Annotated in this window: 25 protein-coding genes and 1 other RNA gene; 11 read left to right on the forward strand and 15 right to left on the reverse strand. The window is 63.3% G+C overall.

Features of this window, described 5'->3' with window-relative positions:
- Positions 1-180 precede the first annotated feature (180 nt).
- On the reverse strand, positions 181-927 hold the full coding sequence (locus NTH_RS02590) for a pyridoxine 5'-phosphate synthase (protein ID WP_338528536.1): 747 nt from the start codon (positions 925-927) through the stop codon (positions 181-183).
- A gap of 106 nt (positions 928-1,033) precedes the next feature.
- On the opposite strand from NTH_RS02590, the gene NTH_RS02595 reads away from it, so the two are divergent.
- Positions 1,034-1,441: an STAS/SEC14 domain-containing protein gene (locus NTH_RS02595; RefSeq protein WP_338528537.1), complete on the forward strand. Its 408-nt coding sequence runs from the start codon at positions 1,034-1,036 to the stop codon at positions 1,439-1,441.
- A gap of 90 nt (positions 1,442-1,531) precedes the next feature.
- On the opposite strand, the gene NTH_RS02600 is transcribed toward NTH_RS02595, so the two are convergent.
- Complete coding sequence (locus NTH_RS02600) at positions 1,532-2,659, reverse strand: ATP-dependent DNA helicase (protein ID WP_338528538.1); 1,128 nt, start codon at positions 2,657-2,659, stop codon at positions 1,532-1,534.
- 141 nt (positions 2,660-2,800) lie between these two features.
- Here NTH_RS02600 and NTH_RS02605 point away from each other — a divergent pair, with 141 nt between their 5' ends.
- On the forward strand, positions 2,801-4,648 hold the full coding sequence (locus NTH_RS02605) for a glycoside hydrolase family 9 protein (protein WP_338528539.1): 1,848 nt from the start codon (positions 2,801-2,803) through the stop codon (positions 4,646-4,648).
- A 17-nt stretch (positions 4,649-4,665) separates the two neighbouring features.
- Here the strand turns inward: NTH_RS02605 and NTH_RS02610 are convergent, their stop codons facing one another.
- Genes NTH_RS02610 through NTH_RS02620 form a run of 3 tightly spaced genes read right to left on the reverse strand, consistent with a single transcriptional unit; the run spans position 4,666 to position 7,755 of the window.
- Positions 4,666-5,262, reverse strand: coding sequence for a LysE family translocator (locus NTH_RS02610; protein ID WP_338528540.1), 597 nt, complete (start codon positions 5,260-5,262; stop codon positions 4,666-4,668).
- Between the two features lie 60 nt (positions 5,263-5,322).
- On the reverse strand, positions 5,323-5,895 hold the full coding sequence (gene ilvN / locus NTH_RS02615; RefSeq protein WP_338528541.1) for an acetolactate synthase small subunit: 573 nt from the start codon (positions 5,893-5,895) through the stop codon (positions 5,323-5,325).
- A gap of 57 nt (positions 5,896-5,952) precedes the next feature.
- The gene (locus NTH_RS02620; RefSeq protein ID WP_338528542.1) at positions 5,953-7,755 is read right to left on the reverse strand and encodes an acetolactate synthase 3 large subunit; all 1,803 of its coding nucleotides are present in this window, start codon (positions 7,753-7,755) and stop codon (positions 5,953-5,955) included.
- Positions 7,756-8,073: 318 nt separating this feature from the next.
- Between NTH_RS02620 and NTH_RS02625 the strand changes: the two genes are divergently transcribed.
- Positions 8,074-9,900 (forward strand): ATP-binding protein, encoded by a 1,827-nt coding sequence (locus NTH_RS02625; protein WP_338528543.1) that lies wholly within the window; start codon positions 8,074-8,076, stop codon positions 9,898-9,900.
- Between the two features lie 193 nt (positions 9,901-10,093).
- Here NTH_RS02625 and NTH_RS02630 read toward each other — a convergent pair whose 3' ends face one another.
- Both NTH_RS02630 and miaA read right to left on the reverse strand, forming a co-directional pair.
- Positions 10,094-10,885 (reverse strand): GGDEF domain-containing protein, encoded by a 792-nt coding sequence (locus NTH_RS02630; RefSeq protein WP_338528544.1) that lies wholly within the window; start codon positions 10,883-10,885, stop codon positions 10,094-10,096.
- Between the two features lie 132 nt (positions 10,886-11,017).
- Positions 11,018-11,950 (reverse strand): tRNA (adenosine(37)-N6)-dimethylallyltransferase MiaA, encoded by a 933-nt coding sequence (gene miaA, locus NTH_RS02635; protein ID WP_338528545.1) that lies wholly within the window; start codon positions 11,948-11,950, stop codon positions 11,018-11,020.
- Here miaA and serB point away from each other — a divergent pair.
- Together serB and NTH_RS02645 are read left to right on the forward strand one after the other, a co-directional pair.
- Positions 11,916-12,815, forward strand: coding sequence for a phosphoserine phosphatase SerB (serB, locus tag NTH_RS02640; protein ID WP_338528546.1), 900 nt, complete (start codon positions 11,916-11,918; stop codon positions 12,813-12,815). The two genes, miaA and serB, sit on opposite strands and share 35 nt — an antisense overlap.
- A complete protein-coding gene (locus NTH_RS02645; RefSeq protein WP_338528547.1) occupies positions 12,812-13,396 on the forward strand; it encodes a GNAT family N-acetyltransferase in 585 nt (194 codons plus the stop codon). The genes serB and NTH_RS02645 overlap by 4 nt, the downstream gene beginning before the upstream one ends.
- Here the strand turns inward: NTH_RS02645 and NTH_RS02650 are convergent.
- The 7 genes from NTH_RS02650 to NTH_RS02680 form a co-directional block, all read right to left on the reverse strand.
- The gene (locus tag NTH_RS02650; protein ID WP_338528548.1) at positions 13,383-14,861 is read right to left on the reverse strand and encodes a Do family serine endopeptidase; all 1,479 of its coding nucleotides are present in this window, start codon (positions 14,859-14,861) and stop codon (positions 13,383-13,385) included. The genes NTH_RS02645 and NTH_RS02650 overlap by 14 nt on opposite strands.
- A 106-nt stretch (positions 14,862-14,967) precedes the next feature.
- Positions 14,968-15,153, reverse strand: a complete 186-nt coding sequence (locus NTH_RS02655) for a DUF2065 domain-containing protein (protein ID WP_338528549.1) — start codon at positions 15,151-15,153, stop codon at positions 14,968-14,970.
- Positions 15,154-15,213: 60 nt separating this feature from the next.
- Positions 15,214-16,176, reverse strand: a complete 963-nt coding sequence (hflC, locus tag NTH_RS02660; RefSeq protein ID WP_338528550.1) for a protease modulator HflC — start codon at positions 16,174-16,176, stop codon at positions 15,214-15,216.
- Positions 16,176-17,285: an FtsH protease activity modulator HflK gene (hflK, locus tag NTH_RS02665; RefSeq protein WP_338528551.1), complete on the reverse strand. Its 1,110-nt coding sequence runs from the start codon at positions 17,283-17,285 to the stop codon at positions 16,176-16,178. Before hflK ends, hflC begins: the two co-directional genes overlap by 1 nt.
- Before the next feature lie 136 nt (positions 17,286-17,421).
- On the reverse strand, positions 17,422-17,922 hold the full coding sequence (locus NTH_RS02670; protein WP_338528552.1) for a dihydrofolate reductase: 501 nt from the start codon (positions 17,920-17,922) through the stop codon (positions 17,422-17,424).
- A gap of 41 nt (positions 17,923-17,963) precedes the next feature.
- Entirely contained in the window at positions 17,964-18,758 is a 795-nt protein-coding gene (locus tag NTH_RS02675; protein ID WP_338528553.1) for a thymidylate synthase, read from the reverse strand.
- Between the two features lie 131 nt (positions 18,759-18,889).
- Positions 18,890-19,204, reverse strand: a complete 315-nt coding sequence (locus NTH_RS02680) for a DUF2853 family protein (RefSeq protein WP_338528554.1) — start codon at positions 19,202-19,204, stop codon at positions 18,890-18,892.
- Positions 19,205-19,370: 166 nt separating this feature from the next.
- On the opposite strand from NTH_RS02680, the gene ssrA reads away from it, so the two are divergent.
- Positions 19,371-19,737, forward strand: a transfer-messenger RNA (tmRNA) gene (gene ssrA, locus NTH_RS02685).
- Between the two features lie 126 nt (positions 19,738-19,863).
- On the forward strand, positions 19,864-20,463 hold the full coding sequence (locus tag NTH_RS02690; RefSeq protein ID WP_338528555.1) for an AAA family ATPase: 600 nt from the start codon (positions 19,864-19,866) through the stop codon (positions 20,461-20,463).
- A 22-nt stretch (positions 20,464-20,485) separates the two neighbouring features.
- Here NTH_RS02690 and NTH_RS02695 read toward each other — a convergent pair whose 3' ends face one another.
- Complete coding sequence (locus NTH_RS02695; RefSeq protein ID WP_338528556.1) at positions 20,486-21,691, reverse strand: multidrug effflux MFS transporter; 1,206 nt, start codon at positions 21,689-21,691, stop codon at positions 20,486-20,488.
- 191 nt (positions 21,692-21,882) lie between these two features.
- On the opposite strand from NTH_RS02695, the gene NTH_RS02700 reads away from it, so the two are divergent.
- The 4 genes from NTH_RS02700 to NTH_RS02715 all read left to right on the forward strand — a co-directional run bounded on the left by NTH_RS02700 (position 21,883) and on the right by NTH_RS02715 (position 23,612).
- The gene (locus NTH_RS02700) at positions 21,883-22,545 is read left to right on the forward strand and encodes a TetR/AcrR family transcriptional regulator (protein ID WP_338528557.1); all 663 of its coding nucleotides are present in this window, start codon (positions 21,883-21,885) and stop codon (positions 22,543-22,545) included.
- Between the two features lie 115 nt (positions 22,546-22,660).
- Positions 22,661-23,191, forward strand: a complete 531-nt coding sequence (locus NTH_RS02705) for an SspB family protein (protein WP_338528558.1) — start codon at positions 22,661-22,663, stop codon at positions 23,189-23,191.
- Between the two features lie 17 nt (positions 23,192-23,208).
- Positions 23,209-23,391, forward strand: a complete 183-nt coding sequence (locus NTH_RS02710) for a DUF4169 family protein (RefSeq protein ID WP_338528559.1) — start codon at positions 23,209-23,211, stop codon at positions 23,389-23,391.
- Positions 23,388-23,612 carry a ribbon-helix-helix domain-containing protein gene (locus tag NTH_RS02715; RefSeq protein ID WP_338528560.1) on the forward strand — a complete coding sequence of 75 codons (225 nt, stop codon included), beginning with the start codon at positions 23,388-23,390 and terminating at the stop codon, positions 23,610-23,612. The genes NTH_RS02710 and NTH_RS02715 overlap by 4 nt, the downstream gene beginning before the upstream one ends.
- The last annotated feature ends 37 nt before the right edge of the window (positions 23,613-23,649 follow it).

The raw sequence follows: 23,649 nt of genomic DNA on the forward strand, positions 1-23,649 counted from the left end.
TGAGCGTTATCCTGCCGCTCGCGGCGGCCAAGGGCCGCTATAGCATTTTGCAGTCAGGTGGTTCCACCTGACGTCCGCATAAATGCGGAAAACAAAGAGATAGAGCGTCCTTGTGTAGCGTCCGAATGGACGCACGGCGCTCTGGATCAGCTCACCGTTTCCCAGAAGCGCCGAGCTGATCTAGCCCTTGCACGCTCGCAGGAACCGCCGCACCGTCTCGGCCATGCCATGCTCCAGCGCGTCGGCGGTCAGCCCGTGGCCAATGGAGACCTCCGCCAGTGCAGGTATCCGCTTCGCGATCGCCGGCAGATTGTCAACGGTAAGGTCATGGCCTGCATTGACGCCAAGGCCGAAACCGGCGGCAAGCCGGGCCGTTTCCGCGAGCTTTTCCAGCTCGATAGCGGCTTTTGCGGAATCATCGAAGCAAGCGCCGTAGGGGCCCGTGTAAAGCTCGACGCGATCCGCTCCCGTCTCGCGCGCGGCAGCAAGCTCATCCTCCGGCGCATCGGGATCGCAGAACAAGGACACGCGAAAACCTTGCCTTTTCAGGCGCTGGACCACGGGCTTCAGAAATCCGAGCCGCTCGCGGAAAGGCCAGCCATGATCGGAGGTCGCCTGGGAGGGATCGTCTGGCACCAGCGTCACCTGGTCGGGTTGATGCTCTTCCACCAGCGCCAGGAAGGCCTCGCTCGGATAGCCCTCGATGTTGAATTCGGCCTGGTGGAAGGCATCATCGATGAGCGCCCTGAGTACCGGCAGGTCCGAAAAGCGGATATGGCGCTCGTCCGGCCGCGGGTGTACCGTCAGACCATGCGCGCCGGCCTCGAGCGCGATACGTCCGAGACCCGCCACGCTGGGCCAAGGCAGATCGCGGCGGTTGCGCAGCATGGCTATGGCATTGAGATTCACGGAAAGCTTGGCCGGCATGGAGATTCCTGACTTGGCAGTTGCCGCACCCTATACAGGGTTTCACGGAACTGACAGGTCCACATCACGTTGAACAGGATGACAGGAGGGAGCGCGGAGACGAGCCATGCTGATCAACGAGACACCACCCAGCATCCGCCGCATCGACACCAGCCGCGACGACGCCTATGCCTTCGAGGTGACGGGCCACATCACCGCATCCGACATCGAGAACATGTATGGGCTCCTGGAGGGAGCCTACCTGCTGCACGAGAAGATCGATCTCATCGTCATCATACACGACTATGAAGGCTTCGACTGGAGCGCGGCCCTGAGGGAAAAGTCCATGCTTGGCAAAACCCACGCTCTCAAGCACATCCGGAAATATGCGGTCGTGGGCGGGCCATCCTGGATGGGGCCTACCATGGCTGTCTTGAGGCCGTTCTTCTCCATGGAGATGAGGCATTTCGATCTGGAGCAGCAGAACGAGGCCTGGGACTGGCTGCAAGCCGAGCCCGCACCGCCCGAAGTCTAGGCCGGCCAAGCGGCTCGACGCGGCAGCTCCAAGTCCGTCGTCCGCCGATCCAGCAAGATTGATAGATCCTGACTCCAGGCGCAGGACCGATCAACGCACGATCGTCAGCCGCTCGGCAGCGCGTGTGATCCCCGTATAGAGCCAGCGCTGGCGCGTGTCGCGAAAGGCAAAGCTTTCGTCGAACAGAACCACATTGTTCCACTGGGAGCCCTGCGCCTTGTGCACCGTCAGTGCATAGCCGAAGTCGAAATCGTCGTAGCGCTTCTTGGTCTGCCACGGAATATCGCCCTCCGGGTTCTCGAACACGGCCTTCAGGAGCTTGATCTTGGCCACGCCCCGGTCCGGATCGTCCTCCTCCGGCGCGACCAGAAGGTTGATGCCGGGTTTCACGGTCTCCTTCGACGAGGTCATCACCTTCCACAGTGATCCGTTGAGAAGCCCTTTCGCCGGATCGTTGCGCAGGCACACGAGCTTGTCGCCCGCCTGGGGATACATCGCATCGAAGCCTTTCAGTTCGCGCAGGCGCTGGTTGTAGCGCCGCCGCGTCCTGTTCGTGCCGACCAAGACCTGATCGGCCGCCAGCACCAAGTCGCGGTCAACGTCCGCCTTGGCGATGACCTGCGCCGTTCCGTAGTCGCCAAGCATGAACTCCCGCCCCTCGCGCACATCGAGCGCGAGCTGGATGATGGGATTGTCGCGGGCCTGGCGGTGGATTTCGGTCAACAGGTGATCCGGCTCATGCTCGGTGAAGAAGCCGCCGCCCGAGATCGGCGGAAGCTGCCCCGGATCGCCCAGCACGAGGATCGGCGTGCCGAAGGACAGGAGATCCCGCCCCAGCGCCTCGTCGACCATCGAACACTCGTCGATGATCACCAGCTTGGCCTTCGATATGGGGCTCTGGCGGTTGAGCGAGAAGGTCGGCGACATGGAGGTCTTGCCGGTGATCTCATCCTCGACCTGCTCCTCGCCGCGCGGCCGGTAGATCAGCGAGTGAATGGTGCGGGCATTGCTCGCGCCCTTCGAGCGCAGCACCTGGGCGGCCTTGCCCGTGAAGGCGGCAAACTGCACGTCGCCGTCGACATGTTCGGCAAAGTAGCGCGCCAGCGTGGTCTTGCCGGTCCCCGCATAGCCGAACAGGCGGAAGACCTGGGTGCTCCCGTCCCTCAGCCAGCGCGACACGGCCTTCAGGGCCTCATCCTGTTGCGGCGAAAAATCCATGAATGGTGAAGAACAGGATTCGACAGCCGTATGCAAGGCGTGTTCGGGGCGGCGGGCGCCGGCTTGGCATGAACGGGTATCTTTACGGGATGTAAGGCGGCAACGGTGTATCAGAGGCAGGCAACCATCGGGAGCACGGATATGAGGCGACTGACCTTGATCGTCGGGCTTATGACCGCCGCGGCGGCGGGGCTCCTGCTGCTGATGGCGGCCAATCGCCCGGAGGAAGCAGCCGCGTCACGGCCCCGTCTGCAGGTCAACCAGCTCGGCTACCTGCCCGACGGCCCCAAGCGCGCAACCCTGATCACGCAGGAGCAAAACCCGGTGGAATGGTGGCTGACTGCCGCCGACGGAACCATGGTGTCCCGCGGCTGGACGCGGGCGGCGGGCATCGATCCAACATCACGACGCAACGTCCACATTGTCGATTTTTCCGAGGTCGACGCCGAGGGCAAGGGCTTTCGCCTGCACGGCAGCGGCGAAAAGAGCCGGACGTTCGCCATCGCGCCCGGCATCTACAGGCCGCTCGCCCTCGACGCCGTCAACTATTTCTATCCGGTCCGCTCCGGCGTCGCCGTCGACGGCGCGATCGCCGGTGAAGCCTATGCACGCCCTGCCGGCCACACCGCCAGCCCGGCTGAAGGCCGGATCAACAAGGGCGACCGCGATGTCTCCTGCATGCCGGCGGAGCTGGCCGCCGAGGCCTATGGAGAACCCTGGACCTGCAGCTACCGGCTCGACGTCGCCGGCGGCTGGTACGACGCCGGCGACCACGGCAAATATGTCGTCACTGGCGGCATCTCGGCGGCCCAGCTCATGCAGGCCTACGAGCGCAGCCTCCATGTCGAGGGCGCGGCAAAGGATCTCTACGCCGACGGCTCGCTGACGCTGCCGGAGACGGCAAACGGCGTTCCGGACATTCTCGACGAAGCCCGATGGGAGCTGGAGTTTCTGCTGAGGATGCAGGTTCCCGAAGGACATCCGCTCGCCGGCATGGCGCATCACAAAATCCACGACGACGCATGGACCGGGCTGCCCCTCTTGCCGCACGAGGACCCGCGCCCGCGCTACCTCCATCGCCCCTCCACCGCCGCGACCTTGAACCTTGCCGCCGCGGCAGCCCAGGGCGCGCGCCTGTTCAAGCCGTACGACCGGGCCTTCTCCAAGACCTTGCTGGATGCGGCCGAGCGTGCATGGCAGGCGGCGGGCGAAAACCCGGAGCTGCTGGCTCCGCCATCGGACAATCAAGGCGGCGGCGCCTATGACGATGCCGGTGTCGACGACGAGTTCTTCTGGGCGGCCGCAGAACTCTTCATCACCACCGGCAAGCAGGAATATCGCGAGGCCGTCACGGCATCGCGCTTCTTCGAGAACGCGGGACTAGGTGACGCCGGATTCGACTGGGCGAACGTCGCCGCGCTCGGCACGCTCTCGCTGAGCCTGGTGCCGAACGGGCTGGCCACCGGCGAGACCGCCCGCCAGCGCGACGCGGTGATCGAGGCGGCGGAGACCTATCTGGCGCGTTGGAAAGATCGCGCCTTCGGCCAGCTCTATGCGCCGGAGGACGGCAAATATGGCTGGGGCTCCAATCATCTGATGGCGCAGATCGGAACCGTTCTGGCCCGTGCCTACGATTATACCGGCGATGCCCGTTTCCGGGATGCGGCGATCGAAGGCGCCGACTATCTTCTGGGCCGCAATGCCCTCGGCCAGTCCTATGTCACCGGATACGGCACCGATTATTCCAGGAACCAGCATTCACGATGGTTCGCCCGGCAGCTCGACCCTGCCCTGCCCGAACCGCCCGACGGGGCGCTAGCGGGCGGGCCGAACGCCTATCTGCAGGACGAGATGGCGAGGCAAGCGCGTTCAGGTTGCGCGCCGCAGGAATGCTATCTGGACGACATCCACAGTTGGTCCACCAACGAGATCACCATCAACTGGAATGCGGCCCTTGCCCAATATGCCGCCTTCCTTGCCGAGCAGTAGGCTACCTCGCCGCCGCGTCAGCGAAGCATCGGCCAGAGCGTGGCCGCCAGGGCCAGGCCCATGGCGATGTTGAACCATTTGAGCCGGACCGGATCGGACAGGTAGCCGCGCAAAGCCGTGCCGAAACCGGCCCATACCGAGACGCTGGGAAAATTGACGATCACGAAGGCGGCCGCCACCAGAACGACCGAGAGGAAAGGGGCGTCCGGGCTGGTGTAGAGTGCCATCGCCGTCACCGCCATCACCCATGCTTTGGGATTGACCCACTGGAATGCGGCCGCCTCGACAAACCGCATCGGCCGTGCGCCGCCGCCGGCGGACTGGCCGAGCGTTCGCGACGCGGCGATGCGCCAGGCGAGGTAGAGCAGATATGCGCCGCCCGCAATCTTCAGAGCCAGATGCAGTTCCGGATAGGCTTTGAGCACGGCACCCAGGCCGAAACCCACCGCCAGAAGCAGCGAGCAGAACCCGCCGGCGATGCCGAACATGTGCGGAACCGTCCGGCGAAACCCGAAATTGACGCCCGACGCCAGCAGCATGAAGTTGTTCGGCCCGGGCGTCACCGACGAGACGAAGGCGAATATCACCACCGCAATGAACACTTCGAGTGACATGGGATATCTCCCGTTGGAGCGCCTGCGTCGCGCGGGCCGAAAGCGGCGGGCAGCCCGCGGCTACATCCCCTCCGGCCCCCGGTTCATCGCCGCCACTCCGGTGCGACAGACCTCGACCAGGCCGAGCGGCTTCATGATCGCGATGAACTGCTCGATCTTAGAGACCCGCCCGGTGATCTCAAAGATGAAATGCTCCGTATTTGCATCGATGACCTGGGCGCGGAAGGCATCGGCAAGGCGCAGCGTTTCCACCCGGTCCTCGCCCTTGCCGCTCACCTTCACCAACGCCAGCTCGCGCTCCAGCGGCCTGTCGTGACCGCGCTCCCTCGCGACGACGGACAGGTCGACCACGCGGTGCACCGGCACGATGCGCTCGAGCTGGTGCTTGATCTGCATGAGCGTGTGCGGCGTGCCTCGCGTAACGATGGTGATGCGCGACAGATGTCGTTCGTGCTCGGTCTCCGAGACGGTGAGGCTGTCGATATTATATCCCCGCCCGGAAAACAGCCCGATGACCCGCGCGAGCACCCCCGGCTCGTTGTCGACAAGCACCGACAGGGTCCGCGTCTCGTTGCGTTCGGTTTCCTGGGTGATGAAATAGGCGGAGCCTGTGGGCTGGTGCTGGGCGTTCATTCTTGATTCTCTTTATCGGCTTCAGCTTGTAATCGTTTAAAGGAAAAGGAGAATCGCTCAAACGAGCGATCTGCCCTTCGCATCGATGGCGTTGGCGACAGCCTCATCCGTCGCCTCGTCGGGCAGCAGCATCTCGTTATGCGCCTTGCCTGAGGGGATCATCGGAAAGCAGTTGGCAAGGTTGGCCACGCGGCAGTCGAAGATGACCGGCAAATCCACCTCGATCATTTCGCGGATGGCGTCGTCCAGCTCCGCCGGCTTCTCGCATCGGATGCCGTGACCGCCATAGGCTTCGGCCAGCTTCACGAAGTCCGGCAGCGCTTCCGTGTAAGAATGGGAAAGCCGGTTGCCGTGAAGGAGCTGCTGCCACTGGCGCACCATGCCCATATACTGGTTGTTGAGGATGAATATCTTGATCGGCGCCCGGTGCTGCACCGCCGCGCTCATCTCCTGCATCGTCATCAGCACCGAAGCGTCGCCAGCAATGTCGATGACGAGCGCGTTGGGATGGGCGATCTGCACGCCGAGCGCGGCCGGCAGACCATAGCCCATCGTGCCGAGCCCGCCGGAGGTCATCCAGCGGTTGGGCGCTTCGAAGCCGAAATGCTGGGCCGCCCACATCTGGTGCTGGCCGACCTCGGTGGTGATGTAGACGTCGTGCTCCTTCGTCAGCTCATAGAGCCGCTGCACCGCATATTGAGGCATGATGACGTCGTCGCTCGGCTTATAGGCCAGCGAGTCGCGCGCGCGCCATTTCTCGATCTGCTCCCACCAGGGCCGCAGCCCGGTCTTGTCGGCCTTGGCGCCAGCGCGCCACAGCCGCACGAGATCTTCCAGGACGCGCCCGCAATCGCCGAGGATCGGCACTTCCACGGGCACGTTCTTGTTGATCGAAGAGGGATCGATGTCGATGTGGATCTTACGTGAATCGGGCGAGAACGCATCGAGCCGACCGGTAATGCGGTCGTCGAAGCGCGCGCCGATACAAAGCATCACATCGCAGTCATGCATGGCCATGTTGGCCTCGTACGTGCCGTGCATGCCGAGCATGCCCAGCCAGTTCTTGCCGGAGGCGGGGTATGCGCCAAGGCCCATCAGGGTCGAGGTGATGGGAAATCCCGTCAATTCCACCAGCTCCCGCAACAGATGGCTCGCCTCGGGCCCGGCGCTGATCACGCCGCCGCCCGAATAGATGACCGGCTTCTTGGCGCCGGCCATGAGCTCGATCGCCCGTTTGATCTGCTCCTGGTCGCCCTGGAGTCGGGGCTGATAGCTGGTGCGCGGCGCGGTCTGCGGAGAGGTATAGGCGCCCCTGGCAAACTGGACGTCCTTGGGAATATCCACGACGACCGGCCCCGGCCGGCCCGTCTGCGCCACATGGAAGGCTTCATGCAGAACGCCCGCCAGCTGGTTGACGTCCCGCACCAGCCAATTGTGCTTGGTGCAAGGCCGCGTGATGCCGACCGTGTCGCACTCCTGGAACGCGTCGGAGCCGATGAGCGAGGTCGGAACCTGCCCGGTGATGCACACCAGGGGAATGGAGTCCATCAAGGCGTCCTGCAGGGCCGTCACGGCATTGGTGGCGCCGGGCCCGGACGTTACCAGCATAACGCCGGCCTTGCCCGTTGAGCGGGCATAGCCCTCGGCCGCGTGGCCGGCCCCCTGCTCGTGGCGCACCAAAATGTGCTGGACGTCCTCCTGCTGGAAAAGCTCGTCATAGATCGGGAGCACCGCGCCGCCGGGATAACCGAAGACGTGCTCGACGCCGTTGTCCCTCAAGGCCTGCACCACCATCTCGGCGCCCGTCATCTGATTGATTGTGGCTTCATGGCTTTGTCGCTCAAGCGCTTGCCCGGTCATTGTCTTGGTTCCGTCTCTTTCGGTGCGTCGGTCGGTTTTCGGTCAATAAAAAAGGCCCCCGGAGGAGCCTGTCTTTCGCACATGGTTGGCTGTCGCCCGGCGGCTACGCCGCCTTGCCCATGTGCGATCTTACTACGATAAGAACATTCTTTATCATGGCGCGGACTTTAAGACCGAAAATTGCACGGTGTCAACCGGTAACGCGGGGCAATTGGGCACTTCCCGAACCGCCCGGTCCAGCTCTTTTTAACCATGCGGCCTCACCCCGCCTTAACCTCGAACGCGTAGCTTGGCCGATCAAGGGTGAGAGGGGACATCATGTTTGTCGATGGCAAGGTCGAAGGCGAGACGACGGCGCAGGAACGCCGAGGGCTGAACCAGCCTGCTTCACGGCTTCTGGGTCACGTCGTGCAATGCGACGGCGCGCGCGCCATCATCGCGGCAGACATAGAAACCGGCGGCCAGGACATCGCCAATGTCTGGACCGTCGGCAAGATGATCTCAATCAATCTAGGCGCCACGCGCACGGTTGGCCTCGTCTATGCCATCGAGCGGCCGCAGCGCCGCTGGGACGACACCGGCAACAATCCGATCATGATCTGCGTCGAGCTTATCGGCGAGGTGCGCGACAGCGACGGCACCCCGTGCTTTGATCGCGGCATCACCGAGTACCCTTATATCGGTGCGCTCGCCCACCGCATCCGTTCGCGCGACCTGAAGGCGATCTACGACCTCGGTGGGCGGCGCTCCATCTCGATCGGCCAGCTCTCGCAGGACAATGAGATAGACGCATGCCTGGCGGTCGACGAGACGCTTAACCGGCATTTTGCGGTTGTCGGCACGACCGGTGTCGGCAAATCGACTGCCGTTTCGCTGCTTCTGCGCAAGATGATCGAGTCGCGCCCCGATCTGCGGGTCCTGCTTCTCGACCCCCACAACGAGTTTGCCGCCGCCCTGCCCGACTATTGCGTACGGCTCGACACCAATTCCCTCGAATTGCCGTTCTGGCTGTTTCGGCTGGAAGAGTTCGTCGAAGTCCTGTTTCGCGGGCGCGAGGCGGTTGACGAGGAAGTCGAGCTTTTGCGCGACCTCATCGTGGACGCCAAGAACAGCTATTATGGCTCCGACACCGGATCCGCCCTCCGCCGGCCTTCCCTCAAGAGCGATATCACGGCGGACACGCCCGTGCCCTATCGCATGGCCGATCTGCTGCGCCTAATCGACGAGCGCATGGGCCAGTTGGATACCAAGGTGGAGCGCCCATTCCACCGGCAGATCAAATCCCGTCTCCAGTCGGCTCTGAACGACCCGCGCTATCGCTTCATGTTCGCCTCGCATGTCATCGAGGACTCCATCCATACGGTCATCGGCCGCATCTTCCGCGTCCCAGCGCAGGGGCGTCCCGTCACCTGTTTCGAAATGGCCGGCCTGCCCTCGGAGATCGTCAACTCCGTCTGCTCGGTGCTTGCGCGTCTGGCCTTCGACCTGGCGCTGTGGAGCGAGGGAAAGCTGAAGCTGCTCGTCATGTGCGAGGAAGCGCACCGCTATATGCCGGCCGATCCGCGCCTTGGCTTCGCGCCGACCCGCCATGCGCTGTCGCGCATCGCCAAGGAAGGCCGCAAATATGGCTGCTATCTCGGCGTCGTCACCCAGCGCCCCGGCGACCTCGACCCGACCGTGCTCTCGCAATGCTCGACGGTTTTCGCGATGCGGCTGGCAAACGAGCAGGACCAGTCGATCATCCGTTCGGCCATCGCCGATTCATCCGCGTCCACCCTCACCTTTCTTTCGGCCATGGGCCAGCGTGAGGCAATCGCCTTCGGCGACGGCGTGGCGACAACAATGCGCATGAAGTTTCAGCAACTGCCGGCGCACCTTTTGCCGGGCGCCAAGGATGACGCCGAAGCGCCGGCCGACCCCACCCAGGATGACATCAGCGAAGCGGGACTGGCTCTCATCGTCGACCGCCTGCGCAACTCCGGCAAGCCTCCGCGGCAAACCGCCAGCGCCTTTTCCAACAATCTTGGCGTGGACAGGGCGACCGCGGGCGAGCGCTGGCACCATTCCGGAGCGCTCGGCTCCGTCTACGACCTGAGCGAGGCCGAAAAGGCCGGCCTGGCGACGAGGAGCCGCTTCTCCCGCTGAACGGCAAACGGCGCGGCGCCGCGAAATCGAGCCGTAGCGGGAATCCCGGGACCTTCCATTCGTGAACGGCCTATGCCTGACGGCCGCCAGTCGGTTGGAGCATGATCCCGAAAAGCGGGCACCGGTTTTCGGAAAAGACCAGGCTCCAGCAAGGCGATAGATCACGATGATAGTTCAGAGGTCTCATCATCGCCTAAGCGCAGACCCTGTTACGGCCCAGCCGTTTTGCCTGATACAGCATCTTGTCCGCACGCCGGTAGAATTCGTCGGCGGTTTCCCGCCCGTCCCAGACGGCAAGGCCGACGCTGGCCGTGATCTTCAGCCGGATATTGCCGGCCTCCACCCCGAGCACCGAAATGGCGCCTCGAATCCGCTCTGCGAGCTTTACCAGCGCATCCTGGTTCATGTTGGGCGCAACGATGGCGAACTCCTCGCCGCCCAGACGGGCAACCACGTCATGATAGCGTGTCATGTCTTTAAGGCACCTTGCGACCTGGCGCAGCACCTCGTCGCCCACGCCGTGGCCATGGGTATCGTTGACCAGCTTGAAGTGATCGAGGTCGAGGACCATGAGGCCCACGGGCTTCTCGATCCTTCTGAACTCCAGCAGATATTCGCGCAGCGCGTCATCGAAGAAACGGCGGTTCTGGGTGCCTGTCAGCCCGTCGGTCAACGCCGCATGCTCCAGCGATTGCGAACGTGCGCTGAGGGACTCGGTCATCGCCCGAAGCTTGCCCTCCTCGCGCACCTGGATGCGGATCAGCGGGTAGATGAAGAAAATGCCGAAGACGATCGCCGTGGCCAGCAACACGCCGGTGGTAAACAGAAGCTGGGCGAATTCGCTCACCGCCTCCAGTTCGTAAAGAGGCAGGATCGTATTGGCGTCGGTGCGCAGGATTCCATAGGCGAAAAACAGCAGGACGCCTGCACCGAGAACGAGCGCAATGAAGACAAAAAAAGCCGATTCCGCCTTGTGGAAACGCATGCCCGCCCCGATTGAAAGCCTGCCTACGCTTCTCCCACACCCGACCTTACACGAGGTTAACCGGAACCGGCGGAATCGGTCGATCTGATCATTTTCAGCCAGTTTCTTCCCCCGGCGAAGCGGTGGCCCGCACTAGATCCTGACCCGCTTCCACCGCTCATCGAGTTGATGGCGGAACCACGTGGACTGCCGCTTGGCATATTGTCGTGTCGCGGCAATGGCTTGCTCGACGGCAACGGAAAGTTGCTGCTCGCCGGCCAGATATGATCCAAGCTCGCGTACGCCGATGGCCTTCATCGACGGCATCGCCGGCGAGAGCCCGAGCGACAGCAGCGCCCGCACTTCCTGAAGGGCGCCGCGGCGGATCATCTGGTCGAACCGGAACGCGATGCGGCCGTGGAGCACCTTCCGGTCCGGCTCCAGAACCGTCAGCTGCGCCGAGGCCAGATCCACCAGAGGCTGCCCTTTCCGGGCCTGCCATGCGCCGATCGGTTCGCCCGACGATTCCAGCACTTCAAGGGCGCGGACGATGCGCTGCCCGTCACCCGGCTCGATCCGCGAAGCCGATTGCGGATCGCGCTCGGCAAGGAGCCGATGGAGCGTTTCGGCCCCTTCCATCTCCAGGCGCTTGCGCCACGCCTTGCGGACAGGATCGGGTATATCGGGCATCGGCGCCAGTCCCTGCGTCAGCGCCCTGAAGTAGAGGCCGGTGCCACCGACGAAGATTGCCGGTTTTCCCGCCAGATCCCCCGAACGCACGAGATCCGCGACGTCGCGGAGCCAGGCGCCGGTCGAATAGGGAGCGGAAGGGTGCACATGGCCGTAGAGCCGGTGAGGCGCGGCAGCCAATTCCTCCGCCTGCGGCCGGGCCGTGATCACGGAAAGCACGGAATAGACCTGCATGGAATCGGCGTTGATGATGACCCCGCCCGTCTGTTGCGCCAGATTGAGCGCATAGCCCGACTTGCCGCTGGCAGTCGGCCCGGCTATCAGAAAGGCGTTCTTCAGCAATGCCGCCTGCCCCGCCCGAATGGACGCGCCCATGTCTCTTGTCGCAACGCTCATCTCCCATCCGCGCCAGCGCGCGTTGAAACCTCAATTGGCGAATATGGCGAGCAAGACCCTTGGCGCAAGCCGCATCGACTGGCTGGCGGCCGATATTGCCTGCGACATCGAAATACCTGAAGATCGCTCGCCGGGCGAAGCCGATGCCTTGCTGCGCACGGCGCTTACCGGCCAACCGGTCGACATCGCCGTGCAGCCGGCTGCCGGAAGGCGCAAGAAAATGCTGATCGCCGACATGGACTCGACCATGATCGACCAGGAATGCATAGACGAACTGGCCGATGAAATCGGCATCAAGGAAAAGGTGGCTACGATAACCGCGCGCGCCATGAACGGCGAAATCGAGTTCGAACCTGCCTTGCGCGAGCGTGTGGCGCTCCTGAAGGGTTTGGAATTGGCTGTCGTCGGCAAGGTGATCGAGGGGCGCATCAGCCTGGCATCCGGTGGCCGCGAACTGGTCGCCACAATGAAGGCTGCGGGCGCCTATACGGCGCTCGTCTCCGGCGGCTTCGACGTCTTTACCGGCCGTATCGCCGAGATGCTCGGCTTTCACGAACACCGGGCCAACAGGCTGATCGAGGAGCGCGGCGTGCTCACCGGTCTGGTTACCGAGCCCATTTTGGGGATGCAGGCCAAGATCGATGCGCTGACCGGGATTGCCGCGCGGCTCGGCATAGGCCACGACGAGGTGATCGCGGTGGGAGACGGCGCGAACGACCTCGGCATGCTGCGCTTGGCAGGCACCGGCGTGGCGCTCCACGCCAAGCCTTCGGTTGCCGCGGCGGCAGGCATCCGTATCGACCATGGAGACCTGACCGCTCTTCTATACCTGCAAGGCTATCGACAATCGCAGTTTGCCCAATGATCCCGTTACGTACCGAACGGCTCGTGATCCGCAACTGGGAAGATCGCGACCGGCCGCTCTTCCACCGCATCAACTCCGACCCGCAGGTGATGGAGTTCTTTCCCTTCCGGCGCGACCGCGAAGCATCCGACAGGCTGCTCGACCGGCTGCACGAGGGCATCGCCGAGCGCGGGTTCGGCTTTTGCGCGCTGGAACGGCTGGAGGACGGCGCTTGCATGGGCTTTGCAGGGCTGAGCCTGGTTTCCGGCATTCCGGGCCTGCCGGCCGATAGCGTCGAAATCGGCTGGCGCCTGGCGCCTGAATTCTGGGGCAAAGGCTACGTGACCGAGGCCTCGAATGCCTGGCTCGACTATGGTTTCTCGGAACTGGGGCTGAAAGAGATCGTCTCCTTCGCCGTGCGCACCAACAAGCGCTCCACCTCGGTGATGGAACGCATCGGTATGACCCACTATCCGGACGAAGACTTCGATCACCCCGCCGTGCCCGACAGCCATCCGGCGCTCAAGCCCCACGTGCTTTACCGCATCTCGTACGAGACGTGGCAGCGCCTACGCAGCGACCACAGCGTCAGTCCATCCTGAGCGTCGCGAACCGCAGCTCACCGGTTTTGTTAGCGAGCATCAACAGTGCATTCTTCCGGCCCTGCGCCTTCAGATCCTCGATCTGGTCGAGCACTTCCTTGGGTGTGGAAACCGATGTCAGCGCGATCTCGACGATGACATCGCCCGGCCGTATGCCTTGCTGGTCGGCCACCGAACCTTCCTCGACCTCGGAGATCAGCACGCCGCTAACGTCCTCGGGCAGTTCGAATGTCGCGCGCGCCTCATCGTCCAGCTCGACAATGGACATGCCCAGCACCTTCGCCTCGGCGACGGGCGGCTCGTCCACGCCCTCTTCGTCCTCGGCGGAAGCGACCTCCTCGTCTTCCTCCAGACGCCCGAGCTTGACCGTCACCGTCTTCCGCTCGCCCTTGCGCAAAACCTCTACCTGGACCTCGCTCCCCACCGGGGCTTCCGCCACGATGCGGCGCAGTTCGCGCTGGTCCACGACCTCGACGCCGTCGAAGCCGATGATGATGTCGCCGGCCTCCAGGACGCCCTCGGCCGGTCCGCCCTTCTCGATGCCGCTCAGGAGCACGCCGCGGGCCTCTTCCAGACCGAGGCTTTCGGCGATCTCGCCGGTAACCGGCTGAATGCGCACGCCGAGCCAGCCCCGCCTTGTTTCGCCGAACTCGCGAAGCTGATCGACCACGTTGCGCGCCAGGTTCGACGGGATGGCAAAGCCGATGCCGATCGACCCGCCGGACGGCGAGATGATGGCCGTGTTGATGCCGATGACCTCGCCATCCATGTTGAACAGCGGACCGCCGGAATTGCCGCGGTTTATGGCAGCGTCCGTCTGGATGTAGTCGTCATAGGGTCCCGACCCGATCTGCCGGTTGCGCGCCGACACGATGCCCACAGTAACGGAGCCGCCGAAGCCGAACGGATTGCCGATGGCCATGACCCAGTCGCCAATGCGCATCGCTTCGGAATCGCCGAAAGACACGGCACGCAAGCTGCGGCCGGTGGTATCGATCTTGAGAACCGCAATGTCCGTCTTCGTGTCGATGCCCACGAGTTCGGCGTCCACCTTGGAGCCGTCGGAGAAATTGACGATGATCTCGGCGGCGCCGGTGATCACGTGGTTGTTGGTGACGACGATGCCCTCGTCGGCGTCCACCACGAAGCCCGATCCCAGCGAAGCCCCCTGCCCGGGCGGGCGGGGCCGGCTCTCCTGGTCGCGGAAGAACTCACCAAAGAACTCTTCGAAAGGAGAGCCTTCCGGCAGTTGCGGCATAGGCACGCGGCCGGGACCGCGCGGCGCGACGTTCTGCGTCGTCGAGATATTGACGACAGCGGAGAGCAATCCGTCCGCCAGATCGGCCACCGAAGCCGGCCCCCGCGACTGCGACCACCCATCGACCGGCACAGCGACGAGACCCACGGCAACAATCACGGCCAGCAACGGACCGCTGGTGACGCGTAGCGGGTTGGCAAAGCGCATATCGGAAACCTTTCGCCCGGTTGTAATCGTGCCCGGCAGTCATGCTCGTAGGTGAATGCGGCGCGTTTTGGGCTCAGCCGCCTCGAACCATATTAGTACAGGCTCGTCATCCGCGAACAAGCCAGACGATGATGACACCGCACACCATCACGGCGAGCCCGGCTGCACGCATTAGCCCCTCGGGCATGTTGATGACGTCGGCCGCCATCCGCTTGGCCAAGCCGGGCAATCCGCCGTAAAGGAGCCCTTCAAAGACGAGGACCAGGCCCAGCGCGGCAAGAAAGTCGGTCACGTGGAGGCTCCGATGAAAAGCCCCGCGCGGCTGCAACACCGCGCGGGGCTCTCGCAAAATTTACTGGGCCGCATCGTTCTGCTGTTGCGGAACAGGAAGCGCAGCCGTGGGACCACCGCCGCCCGGGCTCTGCCCGCCGGGGGCACTGCCGCCGGCGCTGCCGAAGTAACGGAAGAACTCCGAATCGGGCGTGAGAAGCATCGTCGTCCCGGACGGATCGAGCGCCTGCCTGTAGGCAGCCATCGAGCGATAGAACTCGAAGAAGTCCTCGTCACGCTGGAAGGCATCGGCGAAGATAGCATTGCGCTCGCCTTCACCCTCACCTCGGAGAATTTCCGCCTCACGCTGTGCTGCGGCGAGAATTTCGACCACTTCGCGGTCGGCGCGTGCCCGGATGCGGGCCGCCGCCTCGCGGCCTCGGGCACGAAGCCTTTCGGCCTCCGCCAGACGCTCCGCTTTCATGCGGTCGTAGGTCTGCTGCGAGACTTCGGCAGTGAGGTCGGTCCGCCGGATGCGCACATCCTCGATCTGCAGACCGAGGGTGGTGGCCGCCGTCGCCAACTGAGCGGCGACTTCACGCATCATCGAGCTGCGCTCCTCCGAAAGGGCTGCTTCGAAGCCACGCAAACCGTAAACGCGGCGCAAAGCGGCATCGAGACGGGTCCGCAGCCTCTGCTCGGCCAGCGCGATGCTGCCCGAAACCTCCCGGCGGAAGACACGCGGGTCTTCGATCGAATAGGCGACGAAGGCATCCACCTCGTAGAACTTGCCGCCCGACACCTGCACACGGATATCGTCGAGATCGAACCGCATTATACGGTCCTCAATGTGCTGGACGTTGTCGGCTTCGAGAAAGCCGAAGGGCAGCTTGAAATAGAGACCCGGCTCGCGCTCCACATCGACGATCTCGCCGAAGCGCAGGACGATCGCCTGCTGGCGTTCATTGACCACGAAGATCGAGGAATAGAGAAGGAACAGCACGATCGCCGCGATGACGACGATAATTGGAAGACGATTATTCATCAGTTGCTGCCCCCTTGGGTCTGAGCTTCTACCGGCTGCCTTTGCCTGAGTTCAGGCAGTGGCAGATAGGGGAGCACGCCCTGCCCCGAGCCGCCTTCGACGATCACCTTGTTGGAGCCGCGCAAAACGTTCTCCATCGTTTCCAGGAACAGGCGCTTGCGCGTCACTTCCGGCGCCTTCGCGTACTCGTTGTAAACGGAGATAAAGCGCTGCGCCTCACCTTCGGCCTCCAGCACCACGCGGTTTTTGTAGGCCGCGGCCTCCTCGCGGATTTCCGCAGCCTCACCGCGGGCCTGGCCGAGCCGCTGGTTGGAATACTGGTTGGATTCTTCAACGAACCGGTCTTCGTCCTGCTCGGCGCGCTGCACTTCATCGAAGGCGTCGGCCACTTCACGCGGAGGTGCAGCGTCCTCGATCGACAGTGCGTTCACGATCAGGCCCGTACCGTACTCCTCCAGGGTCGACTGGATGATGCCGCGCACATCCTCGGCGATCCCCTGGCGATCATCACGGAAAATGTCCTGCGCGGGACGCCGTCCGACAACTTCGCGCATGGCGCTCTCGGCGATCTGACGGACCATCTCGTCGGGGTTCTGGACATTGAAGAGATAGGCGCCTGGATCTGCGACCTGATACGCCACGGAGAACTTCACATCCACGATGTTCTGATCGCCCGACAGCATCAGTCCCGACGAACCGCCGGCGCGGACTTCACCGATATCGACCAGGCGTTCGGCCACGGAAGCCGTCTCAACCGTTTCGACCGGCCACCAATGGAAGTGCAGACCCGGCTCCGAGAGCTCGGCCTTGGGCTTTCCGAAGCGCAGTTCGACGGCCAATTCGTCCGGCTGCACCGTGTAAACGGACTTGAAGAGCCACAGGCCGACAAGCGCCACCGCGATCAGAATGAACATGCCGGGTCCGGCGCTTCCGCCGCCCGGCAGCGCGCGCTTGAGCCTGTCCTGTCCGCGCCGGATGATCTCTTCGAGGTCGGGCGGCGATCCCTGCGGACCGCTCGGGCCTCGCGGTCCCTGCCCCCAGGGCCCCCCACCATTACCGCCGCCGCCGCCCCAAGGACCGCCGCTGCCACTTTGATTGTTCCAGGGCATTATTGTTCCTTTTCCTTCAGCCGGCGTTTGGCCGGCACTCCCTTGCGCTTGTTATAGGTAGGCGGAGCTTCCCTTTCAACGAGAAGGCTTGGCCGACCGGCGCGACCTGACGCCGCTGCGCTGTTTGTACGATCTGCTATCGGCACCGTTGGTAGACGACATAGCGGGTCGGGTAAACGTCCTTCTCGCCCGCAGGCACGTCTTCGGTGGACACCGCCTCCCAATGCGTGCTGTCGATCGGGGGGAAATGAGCATCTCCGGTCACGTCCGCAAGGACATGCGTCACGTAAAGGCGGTCGCTGTGCTCGAGCGCCTCGCGGAATATCTCCCCGCCGCCGATAACGCAGATTTCGTCTGCGCCGGCGGCCCTTTCCTCGGCCAGCGCCAGCCCGGCATCGAGCGACGGCACGACCTCGGCGCCCTCGGCGACATAGGCCGGATCGCGTGAGATCACGATGTTGAGGCGGCCCGGAAGAGGCCTGCCGATGCTCTCCCACGTCTTGCGTCCCATGATGACGGGCTTGCCCATAGTCACGGCCTTGAACCGCTTGAGATCGGTCGACAATCGCCAGGGTAGCCCGCCTTCCCGTCCGATCACCCCGTTCTCAGCCATGGCCACGACAAGTGCGATGTCCATATGTCACTCCGTTACTGGCGGGTCCGGTGGATATCCGGCTCTCAAACCGCAATCGGCGCGCGGATGGTCGGGGCGGCATGGTAGTCGTCCAGCCGGAAATCCTCGAACCGGAAAGCGAAAAGGTCATCCACCTCCGGATTGATCCACATCGTCGGCAGCGCCCCCGGCTTCCGCGTCAGCTGTTCACGTGCCTGGTCGAAATGGTTGGCATAAAGATGTGCGTCGCCCAGCGTATGGACGAAGTGTCCGGGCTTCAGCCCCGTCACCTGTGCGATCATCATGGTCAAAAGCGCATAGGAGGCGATATTGAAGGGAACGCCCAGGAAAATGTCCGCCGAGCGCTGATAGAGCTGGCACGAAAGCCGGCCCTCGGCCACGTGAAACTGGAAAAGGCAATGGCAGGGCGGCAATGCCATCTCGTCGACCTCGGCCGGGTTCCAGGCGGTCACCACATGCCGTCGCGAGTGAGGATTTTCGCGCAACCCCTTTACCAGATTCGCGATCTGATCGATGCGCCGGCCGTCCGGCGCCGGCCACGAGCGCCATTGCGCTCCATAGACCGGTCCGAGATCGCCGTTCTCGTCCGCCCACTCGTCCCATATCCTCACACCGTGTTCCTTGAGATAGGCAATATTGGTATCGCCGCTCAGGAACCAGAGGAGCTCATGGATAATGGATTTAAGGTGCAGCTTCTTGGTGGTCAGCGCCGGAAAGCCCGCCGCCAGGTCGAACCGCATCTGGTAGCCGAATATGCCGCGCGTTCCCGTTCCGGTGCGGTCGTCGCGGTCGACGCCGTGTTCGAGAACGTCGGCGAGAAGGTCGAGATATTGGCGCATCGTGTGGCAGAACCGATTCGGGATTTTCTTCGCCACAATGTAGTGCATCGGACCGGAAAGTGGGTACCCCGCTTTCCGGTCAGCCCATCATTTGCCTGTGCAGAAGCTTTTGCCCGCGCAGTATCCGGCCATCAGGCCAGGGCAGACAATTTTCCCAGATGCTTGGCGACCAGGTAATAGAAGGTCACCCGGCTCTTCGAATTGTCGCCGGACATGGTCTCGCAGACCTTTTCGATCACGGAATCGCACTTGGCGTCGTCGGTCTCGCCGAACTTCTTCTTGCACCACTTTTCGCGCACGCGCTCGAGTTCGCTGGGGTCGCTGCACGAAACCAGCGATGAATCGCGGTTGCGGAGCGCAATGCCCAGATGCTTGACGATCTTGTCGACAACGGCGGCGTCCGCGGTTGCATCGTACTTCTTCACGTCTGCGAGATAGTCGGCCATGGATCTTCCCTCGTGTCCTCTCCTGCGGTGGCTCTCCTTCGGCGACCGGGACCGTACAACCTGGACGTTTCGCCATCCGGAACTACACCGATTAGGACATTCCGCAAAGCGCGCGGCCAAGTCAATCCCCGGCAGCGCCGAGGAATGGGCAGACTTACGCGCTTTCCCCCTTTTATTACGGCAACCGGCCGCCTATATTGGGGTCGTCAGCCTTGAGCTGACTATGGCGATAAACGGCCGATGCAATAAGCCATTCGGACCCGGGGGCGGTACCCGGCGCCTCCACCAGAAACCGCCGGCCCTTCAAGGAAGGACGGCTTCTGATGGGGGCGAAATAGGATCGACGAGGGTGTAAAGATCGGACTTTCGCTCGGCATGGTACCACCGTTATCGGGCTAAACTCTATAGTTGCCAACGACAACTATGCGGAAGCACGTCTCGCCGCGTAAGCGGTGCGATAGCTTCAAATCAAGCCTCAGGCCGTCGCAGGTCTGAGCGGGGTTCGGAGGCACCTGGCAACAGAAGCCTCCACTTCTCTCCCCTTTCATCATCTCCCATCCATGTCCGCGCGGTGCACGACAGGCTCGTCGCGACCATCCGCGACGCTTTGCCCGGCATTGCGCCCACGCGATCATCCATGCATTGCGGAAGGAACCGACGTGAACTCGACAAAGCAGAACCTCTTCGTCCTGACCGGAGGACCCGGGTCGGGAAAGACGACCCTCCTGGACGCGCTGGACGCAGCCGGCTTTGCGACCGCGCCCGAAGCCGGGCGCAGCATTATCCGGCAGCAAAAGGCGATGGGCGGCAGCGGCCTGCCGTCGGCTGACCGGTTGCTCTATGCCGAACTCATGCTGAGCTGGGATATCAGGTCATTCCAGGCGGCACCGGACGAGACCGCGTTCTTCGACCGTGGCATTCCGGACACGATAGGCTACCTGTCTCTTTGCGGGATCGCGGTACCCGCCCATTTTCACCGCGCGGCCGAGATGTTCCGGTACAACCGGACAGTCTTCATCCTGCCCCCATGGCCGGACATCTTCCGCAACGACACCGAGCGCACGCAGTCTCCAGAGGAAGCCGAGGCGACCTTTCGGGCCATGCAAGAGACGTACACGGCGCTCGGCTACCGGCTCGTCGAAGTGCCCCGCACGCGTTTGCGGGAACGGCTCGCCTTCGTGCTGGCCGCCGCAGGCGTCGGCGATCACCCCTGTCCGGACAAGAAAAAGGGCGCGGACAATCGCGGCCCGCGCCCTTGAACAATGGCTTTGCCGGCCGGTTTTACTCGGCGGGAGCCGGCGCTTCCTCCCGGCCCCGCCCCACCGTCAGATAGGTAAGCCCCAGCGCTGTTACGGCGCACCCTGCGATGGCCGCTACCATGGGATAGGGCGTGCCGTCGAAGAACAGGCCGGCAATGGCCATCGCCACCGCGCCGGTCGCGAAGTGCAGCGTCCCCATCAGCGCCGAGGCCGTGCCGGCGATCTCGCCGTGATCGTCCATCGCCAGCACCGATGTGCTGGGGATGACAAGGCCGAGAAAACTGTAGCCGACGAAGAGGAAGCCCGCCAGAACCCACAGCGACTGGGCACCCGCCGTCATCACGGCCAAAAGCAGCACCATGACGGAGGCATGTGCCATTGCCGCCACGCGCACGACACGCCGCAAGCCATAGCGCTCGGCCAACACGCCCGTAAGCTGGGACATGGTGAAGAAGGCGATGGCGTTGATGGAGAAGAACACGCTGTACAGCATCGGCGACAGGCCAAAATGATCGATCAGTACGAAGGGCGAGCTCGCCAGATAAACGAAAAAGCTCGAAATGCCCGCGCCGCCTATAAGCGTCAGCCCCATGAACTTGCCGTGCCCCAGAAGATAGCGGTAACCGATGAGCGCACTTCCCAGGGAACTGCCGGTCCGCAATTCGGGCGGGCGGGTTTCCCTGAGCGAGGTTGCCAGCAGGACCACCCCGAAAATGCCGATGGCGCCGACGGTCCAGAACACGGCGCGCCAGCCGAGCGTCTCGATGATAACGCTGCCGGACAAGGGTGCCAGGATCGGCGAAATCGAGAACACAAGCATCAGCATGGACATGAGTTTGGCCGCCTCAACGCCGGTGTGCAGGTCGCGCACCACGGCGCGCGGCACGACCATGCCGGGCGAGGCGCCGAAGCCCTGCAGAATGCGAAAGGCGATCAACCACTCGACGGTCGGCGCCAGCGCGGAGCCGATGCTGCCGGCGATGAACAGAGCGAGGCCACCATAGAGCGGCAGCTTCCGTCCCGTCATGTCCGAGATCGGCCCGACGACGATCTGGCCAAGCCCCATGGAAAGGAAGAAGACGAGAAGGCTGAGCTGAACGGAAGCCGTTCCGGCATTCAGGTCGCTGCCGATGGAAGGAAGCGCCGGAAGATACATGTCGATGGCGAAGGGGCCGATGGCGGTCAAAAGCCCAAGGACGAGTGCTATGCGGAAATATGAGACCGTCATGAGAATGCTCCTGAAAGCAACGGCCACCGCCTCGAAAGAGGCCGCAGCCGCAGAGGACGGCCACCGCAACTGAACCCGACAAATGTCGCTTGGGAGAGGTTCGTTGGGGACTGTCTTTGATAGTTTGCTAAATGGTATCTAATTTTTAGACTGAGTTGTCCAACACGTCAATCGTTGCTATATATGTTTTCATGGAACAGCGTAACGATCCTGACATCATCCCGACACGCGGCCACGCCGCCAAGCGGGACTCCATCATCGAGGCGGCGGCGAGCGTGTTTTGTCGCGAAGGCTTTGCTGGCGCCAATATCGACCTGATCGCCGCCGAGGCCTGCGTTTCGCGCCAGACGGTGTATAATCATCACGGCTGCAAGGAGAAGCTCTTCTCCGTAGTTCTGAGCGAACTGACGGCACGTTGCAATGCGCGTTCCTTCTCCGTCCTCGGAACATTTCCCGACCGTCCCAAGGACCTCGAGGCCGATCTGGTCGAGTTTGCGGTCCGGCTCAACAAGAACTTCCTTTATGATCGCGACGCGAAGTTTCTGCGCAAGCTGATACAGTCGGAAGGCGAGCGCTATCCGGAAATCTTCGACCAGTGGTACGAAGAGGGGCCGGGGAAGGTGGCGTCGGCGCTGGCAGCGCATTTTGCACGCATGGCCTTTGCCGGTCATCTCGACATCGACGATCCCGACGTGGCGGCGCAACAGTTCCTGGCCCTCATCGGCGCGGACATAAAGCTGCGCTCGCTTTTCGGGCAGCCCGTGCCTGACGAAAAGCTGCGCGCCAGTGCCAAAGCGGCGGTGCACACTTTCCTGCGCGCCTATGGCAAGGAACGTGTCCCGCGCGGCGGCTGACGGGCACCGGACGAGCCCGCCCCAATCTTCCCGCCGACTCTGGCCGGAATAGCCATTTACCTCGGCCAAGACCTTGAGTAGAGGTAGGGCTTCGATTCAATCGCTGAACGGGCCCATGGCTGAAGACCGCATTCGCTACGACATTCTTGCTCAGGAAGCCTTGCGCGGCGTCATGCGCAAGGTGCTGCAGGAGGTTGCTCAGACCGGTCTTCCCGGCAACCACCACTTCTTCATCACCTTTCTGACCGGCGCGCCGGGCGTGCGCATCTCAAGCCGCCTCAAGGAGCGCTATCCCGACCAGATGACGATCGTCATCCAGTATCAGTACTGGGATCTGAAGGTGACGGAGAAAGGTTTCGAGGTCGTCCTGTCCTTCGCCGATACGCCGGAGAAGCTGGAAATACCCTTCGCCGCCGTGCGCGGCTTTTACGATCCCTCGGTCAATTTCGAGCTGGAGTTCGAGGTCAAGGCCGAGCCTGGCGCGGAAGTTGCCCCCGAACCCGCTCAAAAGCCCGCGGCGGCGGCGAAAACTAAATCTGCTTCCAAAAAAGCGGATGAAAAGCCCGCCGACGAAGCGGCAAAGCCGGACGATGGCGACGGCAAGAGCGCCGAAGTCGTCTCGCTCGACGCCTTCCGCAAGAAGTAGGGCCAGGGCCGCCGGCCATGGGCGATATCGTCAATCTCCGCCGAAAGCGCAAGGAAAAGGCTCAAGCCGACAAGCGCGTCACTGCGGAAGAAAACCGGGCCAGGTTCGGCCGCACGCGCGCGGCGCGCAACAAGGAGCGCATGAAGGCCCTCATCGAGACAGCCAGGCTTGACGCCCATCGCCGCGAACCTGAGGAATGAAGCCGCCGCGCAAGCGCTCGATTACCATCCGCGGCCACCGCACCAGCTTTTCCGTCGAGGATGCCTTCTACGAAAAGCTCGAGGCAGCCGCCGAAGCCAAGGCAATCCCCCTCGCCCGGCTGATAGCCCAGATCGATGCCGCCCGCCCGCGCGAGGTCAATCTGTCGTCGGCGATCCGGCTTTTCGTGCTCGACTGGGTCCAGTCGCACAAATCCGATTAAGTTGTTTCCAGTAGAGCGCGCCGGGTCCATCCGCGCG

This window comes from Nitratireductor thuwali, assembly GCF_036621415.1.
In the GTDB taxonomy this organism is placed as follows: domain Bacteria; phylum Pseudomonadota; class Alphaproteobacteria; order Rhizobiales; family Rhizobiaceae; genus Chelativorans; species Chelativorans thuwali.

Bases quoted from the DNA above. Each gene is read 5' to 3' on its own strand.
- NTH_RS02590 (WP_338528536.1), bottom strand. From the start codon at position 927: ATGCCGGCCAAGCTTTCCGTGAATCTCAATGCCATAGCCATGCTGCGC.
- NTH_RS02595 (WP_338528537.1), top strand. From the start codon at position 1,034: ATGCTGATCAACGAGACACCACCCAGCATCCGCCGCATCGACACCAGC.
- NTH_RS02600 (WP_338528538.1), bottom strand. From the start codon at position 2,659: ATGGATTTTTCGCCGCAACAGGATGAGGCCCTGAAGGCCGTGTCGCGC.
- NTH_RS02605 (WP_338528539.1), top strand. From the start codon at position 2,801: ATGAGGCGACTGACCTTGATCGTCGGGCTTATGACCGCCGCGGCGGCG.
- NTH_RS02610 (WP_338528540.1), bottom strand. From the start codon at position 5,262: ATGTCACTCGAAGTGTTCATTGCGGTGGTGATATTCGCCTTCGTCTCG.
- ilvN (WP_338528541.1), bottom strand. From the start codon at position 5,895: ATGAACGCCCAGCACCAGCCCACAGGCTCCGCCTATTTCATCACCCAG.
- NTH_RS02620 (WP_338528542.1), bottom strand. From the start codon at position 7,755: ATGACCGGGCAAGCGCTTGAGCGACAAAGCCATGAAGCCACAATCAAT.
- NTH_RS02625 (WP_338528543.1), top strand. From the start codon at position 8,074: ATGTTTGTCGATGGCAAGGTCGAAGGCGAGACGACGGCGCAGGAACGC.
- NTH_RS02630 (WP_338528544.1), bottom strand. From the start codon at position 10,885: ATGCGTTTCCACAAGGCGGAATCGGCTTTTTTTGTCTTCATTGCGCTC.
- serB (WP_338528546.1), top strand. From the start codon at position 11,916: ATGGACGCGCCCATGTCTCTTGTCGCAACGCTCATCTCCCATCCGCGC.
- miaA (WP_338528545.1), bottom strand. From the start codon at position 11,950: ATGAGCGTTGCGACAAGAGACATGGGCGCGTCCATTCGGGCGGGGCAG.
- NTH_RS02645 (WP_338528547.1), top strand. From the start codon at position 12,812: ATGATCCCGTTACGTACCGAACGGCTCGTGATCCGCAACTGGGAAGAT.
- NTH_RS02650 (WP_338528548.1), bottom strand. From the start codon at position 14,861: ATGCGCTTTGCCAACCCGCTACGCGTCACCAGCGGTCCGTTGCTGGCC.
- hflC (WP_338528550.1), bottom strand. From the start codon at position 16,176: ATGAATAATCGTCTTCCAATTATCGTCGTCATCGCGGCGATCGTGCTG.
- hflK (WP_338528551.1), bottom strand. From the start codon at position 17,285: ATGCCCTGGAACAATCAAAGTGGCAGCGGCGGTCCTTGGGGCGGCGGC.
- NTH_RS02670 (WP_338528552.1), bottom strand. From the start codon at position 17,922: ATGGACATCGCACTTGTCGTGGCCATGGCTGAGAACGGGGTGATCGGA.
- NTH_RS02675 (WP_338528553.1), bottom strand. From the start codon at position 18,758: ATGCGCCAATATCTCGACCTTCTCGCCGACGTTCTCGAACACGGCGTC.
- NTH_RS02680 (WP_338528554.1), bottom strand. From the start codon at position 19,204: ATGGCCGACTATCTCGCAGACGTGAAGAAGTACGATGCAACCGCGGAC.
- NTH_RS02695 (WP_338528556.1), bottom strand. From the start codon at position 21,691: ATGACGGTCTCATATTTCCGCATAGCACTCGTCCTTGGGCTTTTGACC.
- NTH_RS02700 (WP_338528557.1), top strand. From the start codon at position 21,883: ATGGAACAGCGTAACGATCCTGACATCATCCCGACACGCGGCCACGCC.
- NTH_RS02705 (WP_338528558.1), top strand. From the start codon at position 22,661: ATGGCTGAAGACCGCATTCGCTACGACATTCTTGCTCAGGAAGCCTTG.
- NTH_RS02710 (WP_338528559.1), top strand. From the start codon at position 23,209: ATGGGCGATATCGTCAATCTCCGCCGAAAGCGCAAGGAAAAGGCTCAA.
- NTH_RS02715 (WP_338528560.1), top strand. From the start codon at position 23,388: ATGAAGCCGCCGCGCAAGCGCTCGATTACCATCCGCGGCCACCGCACC.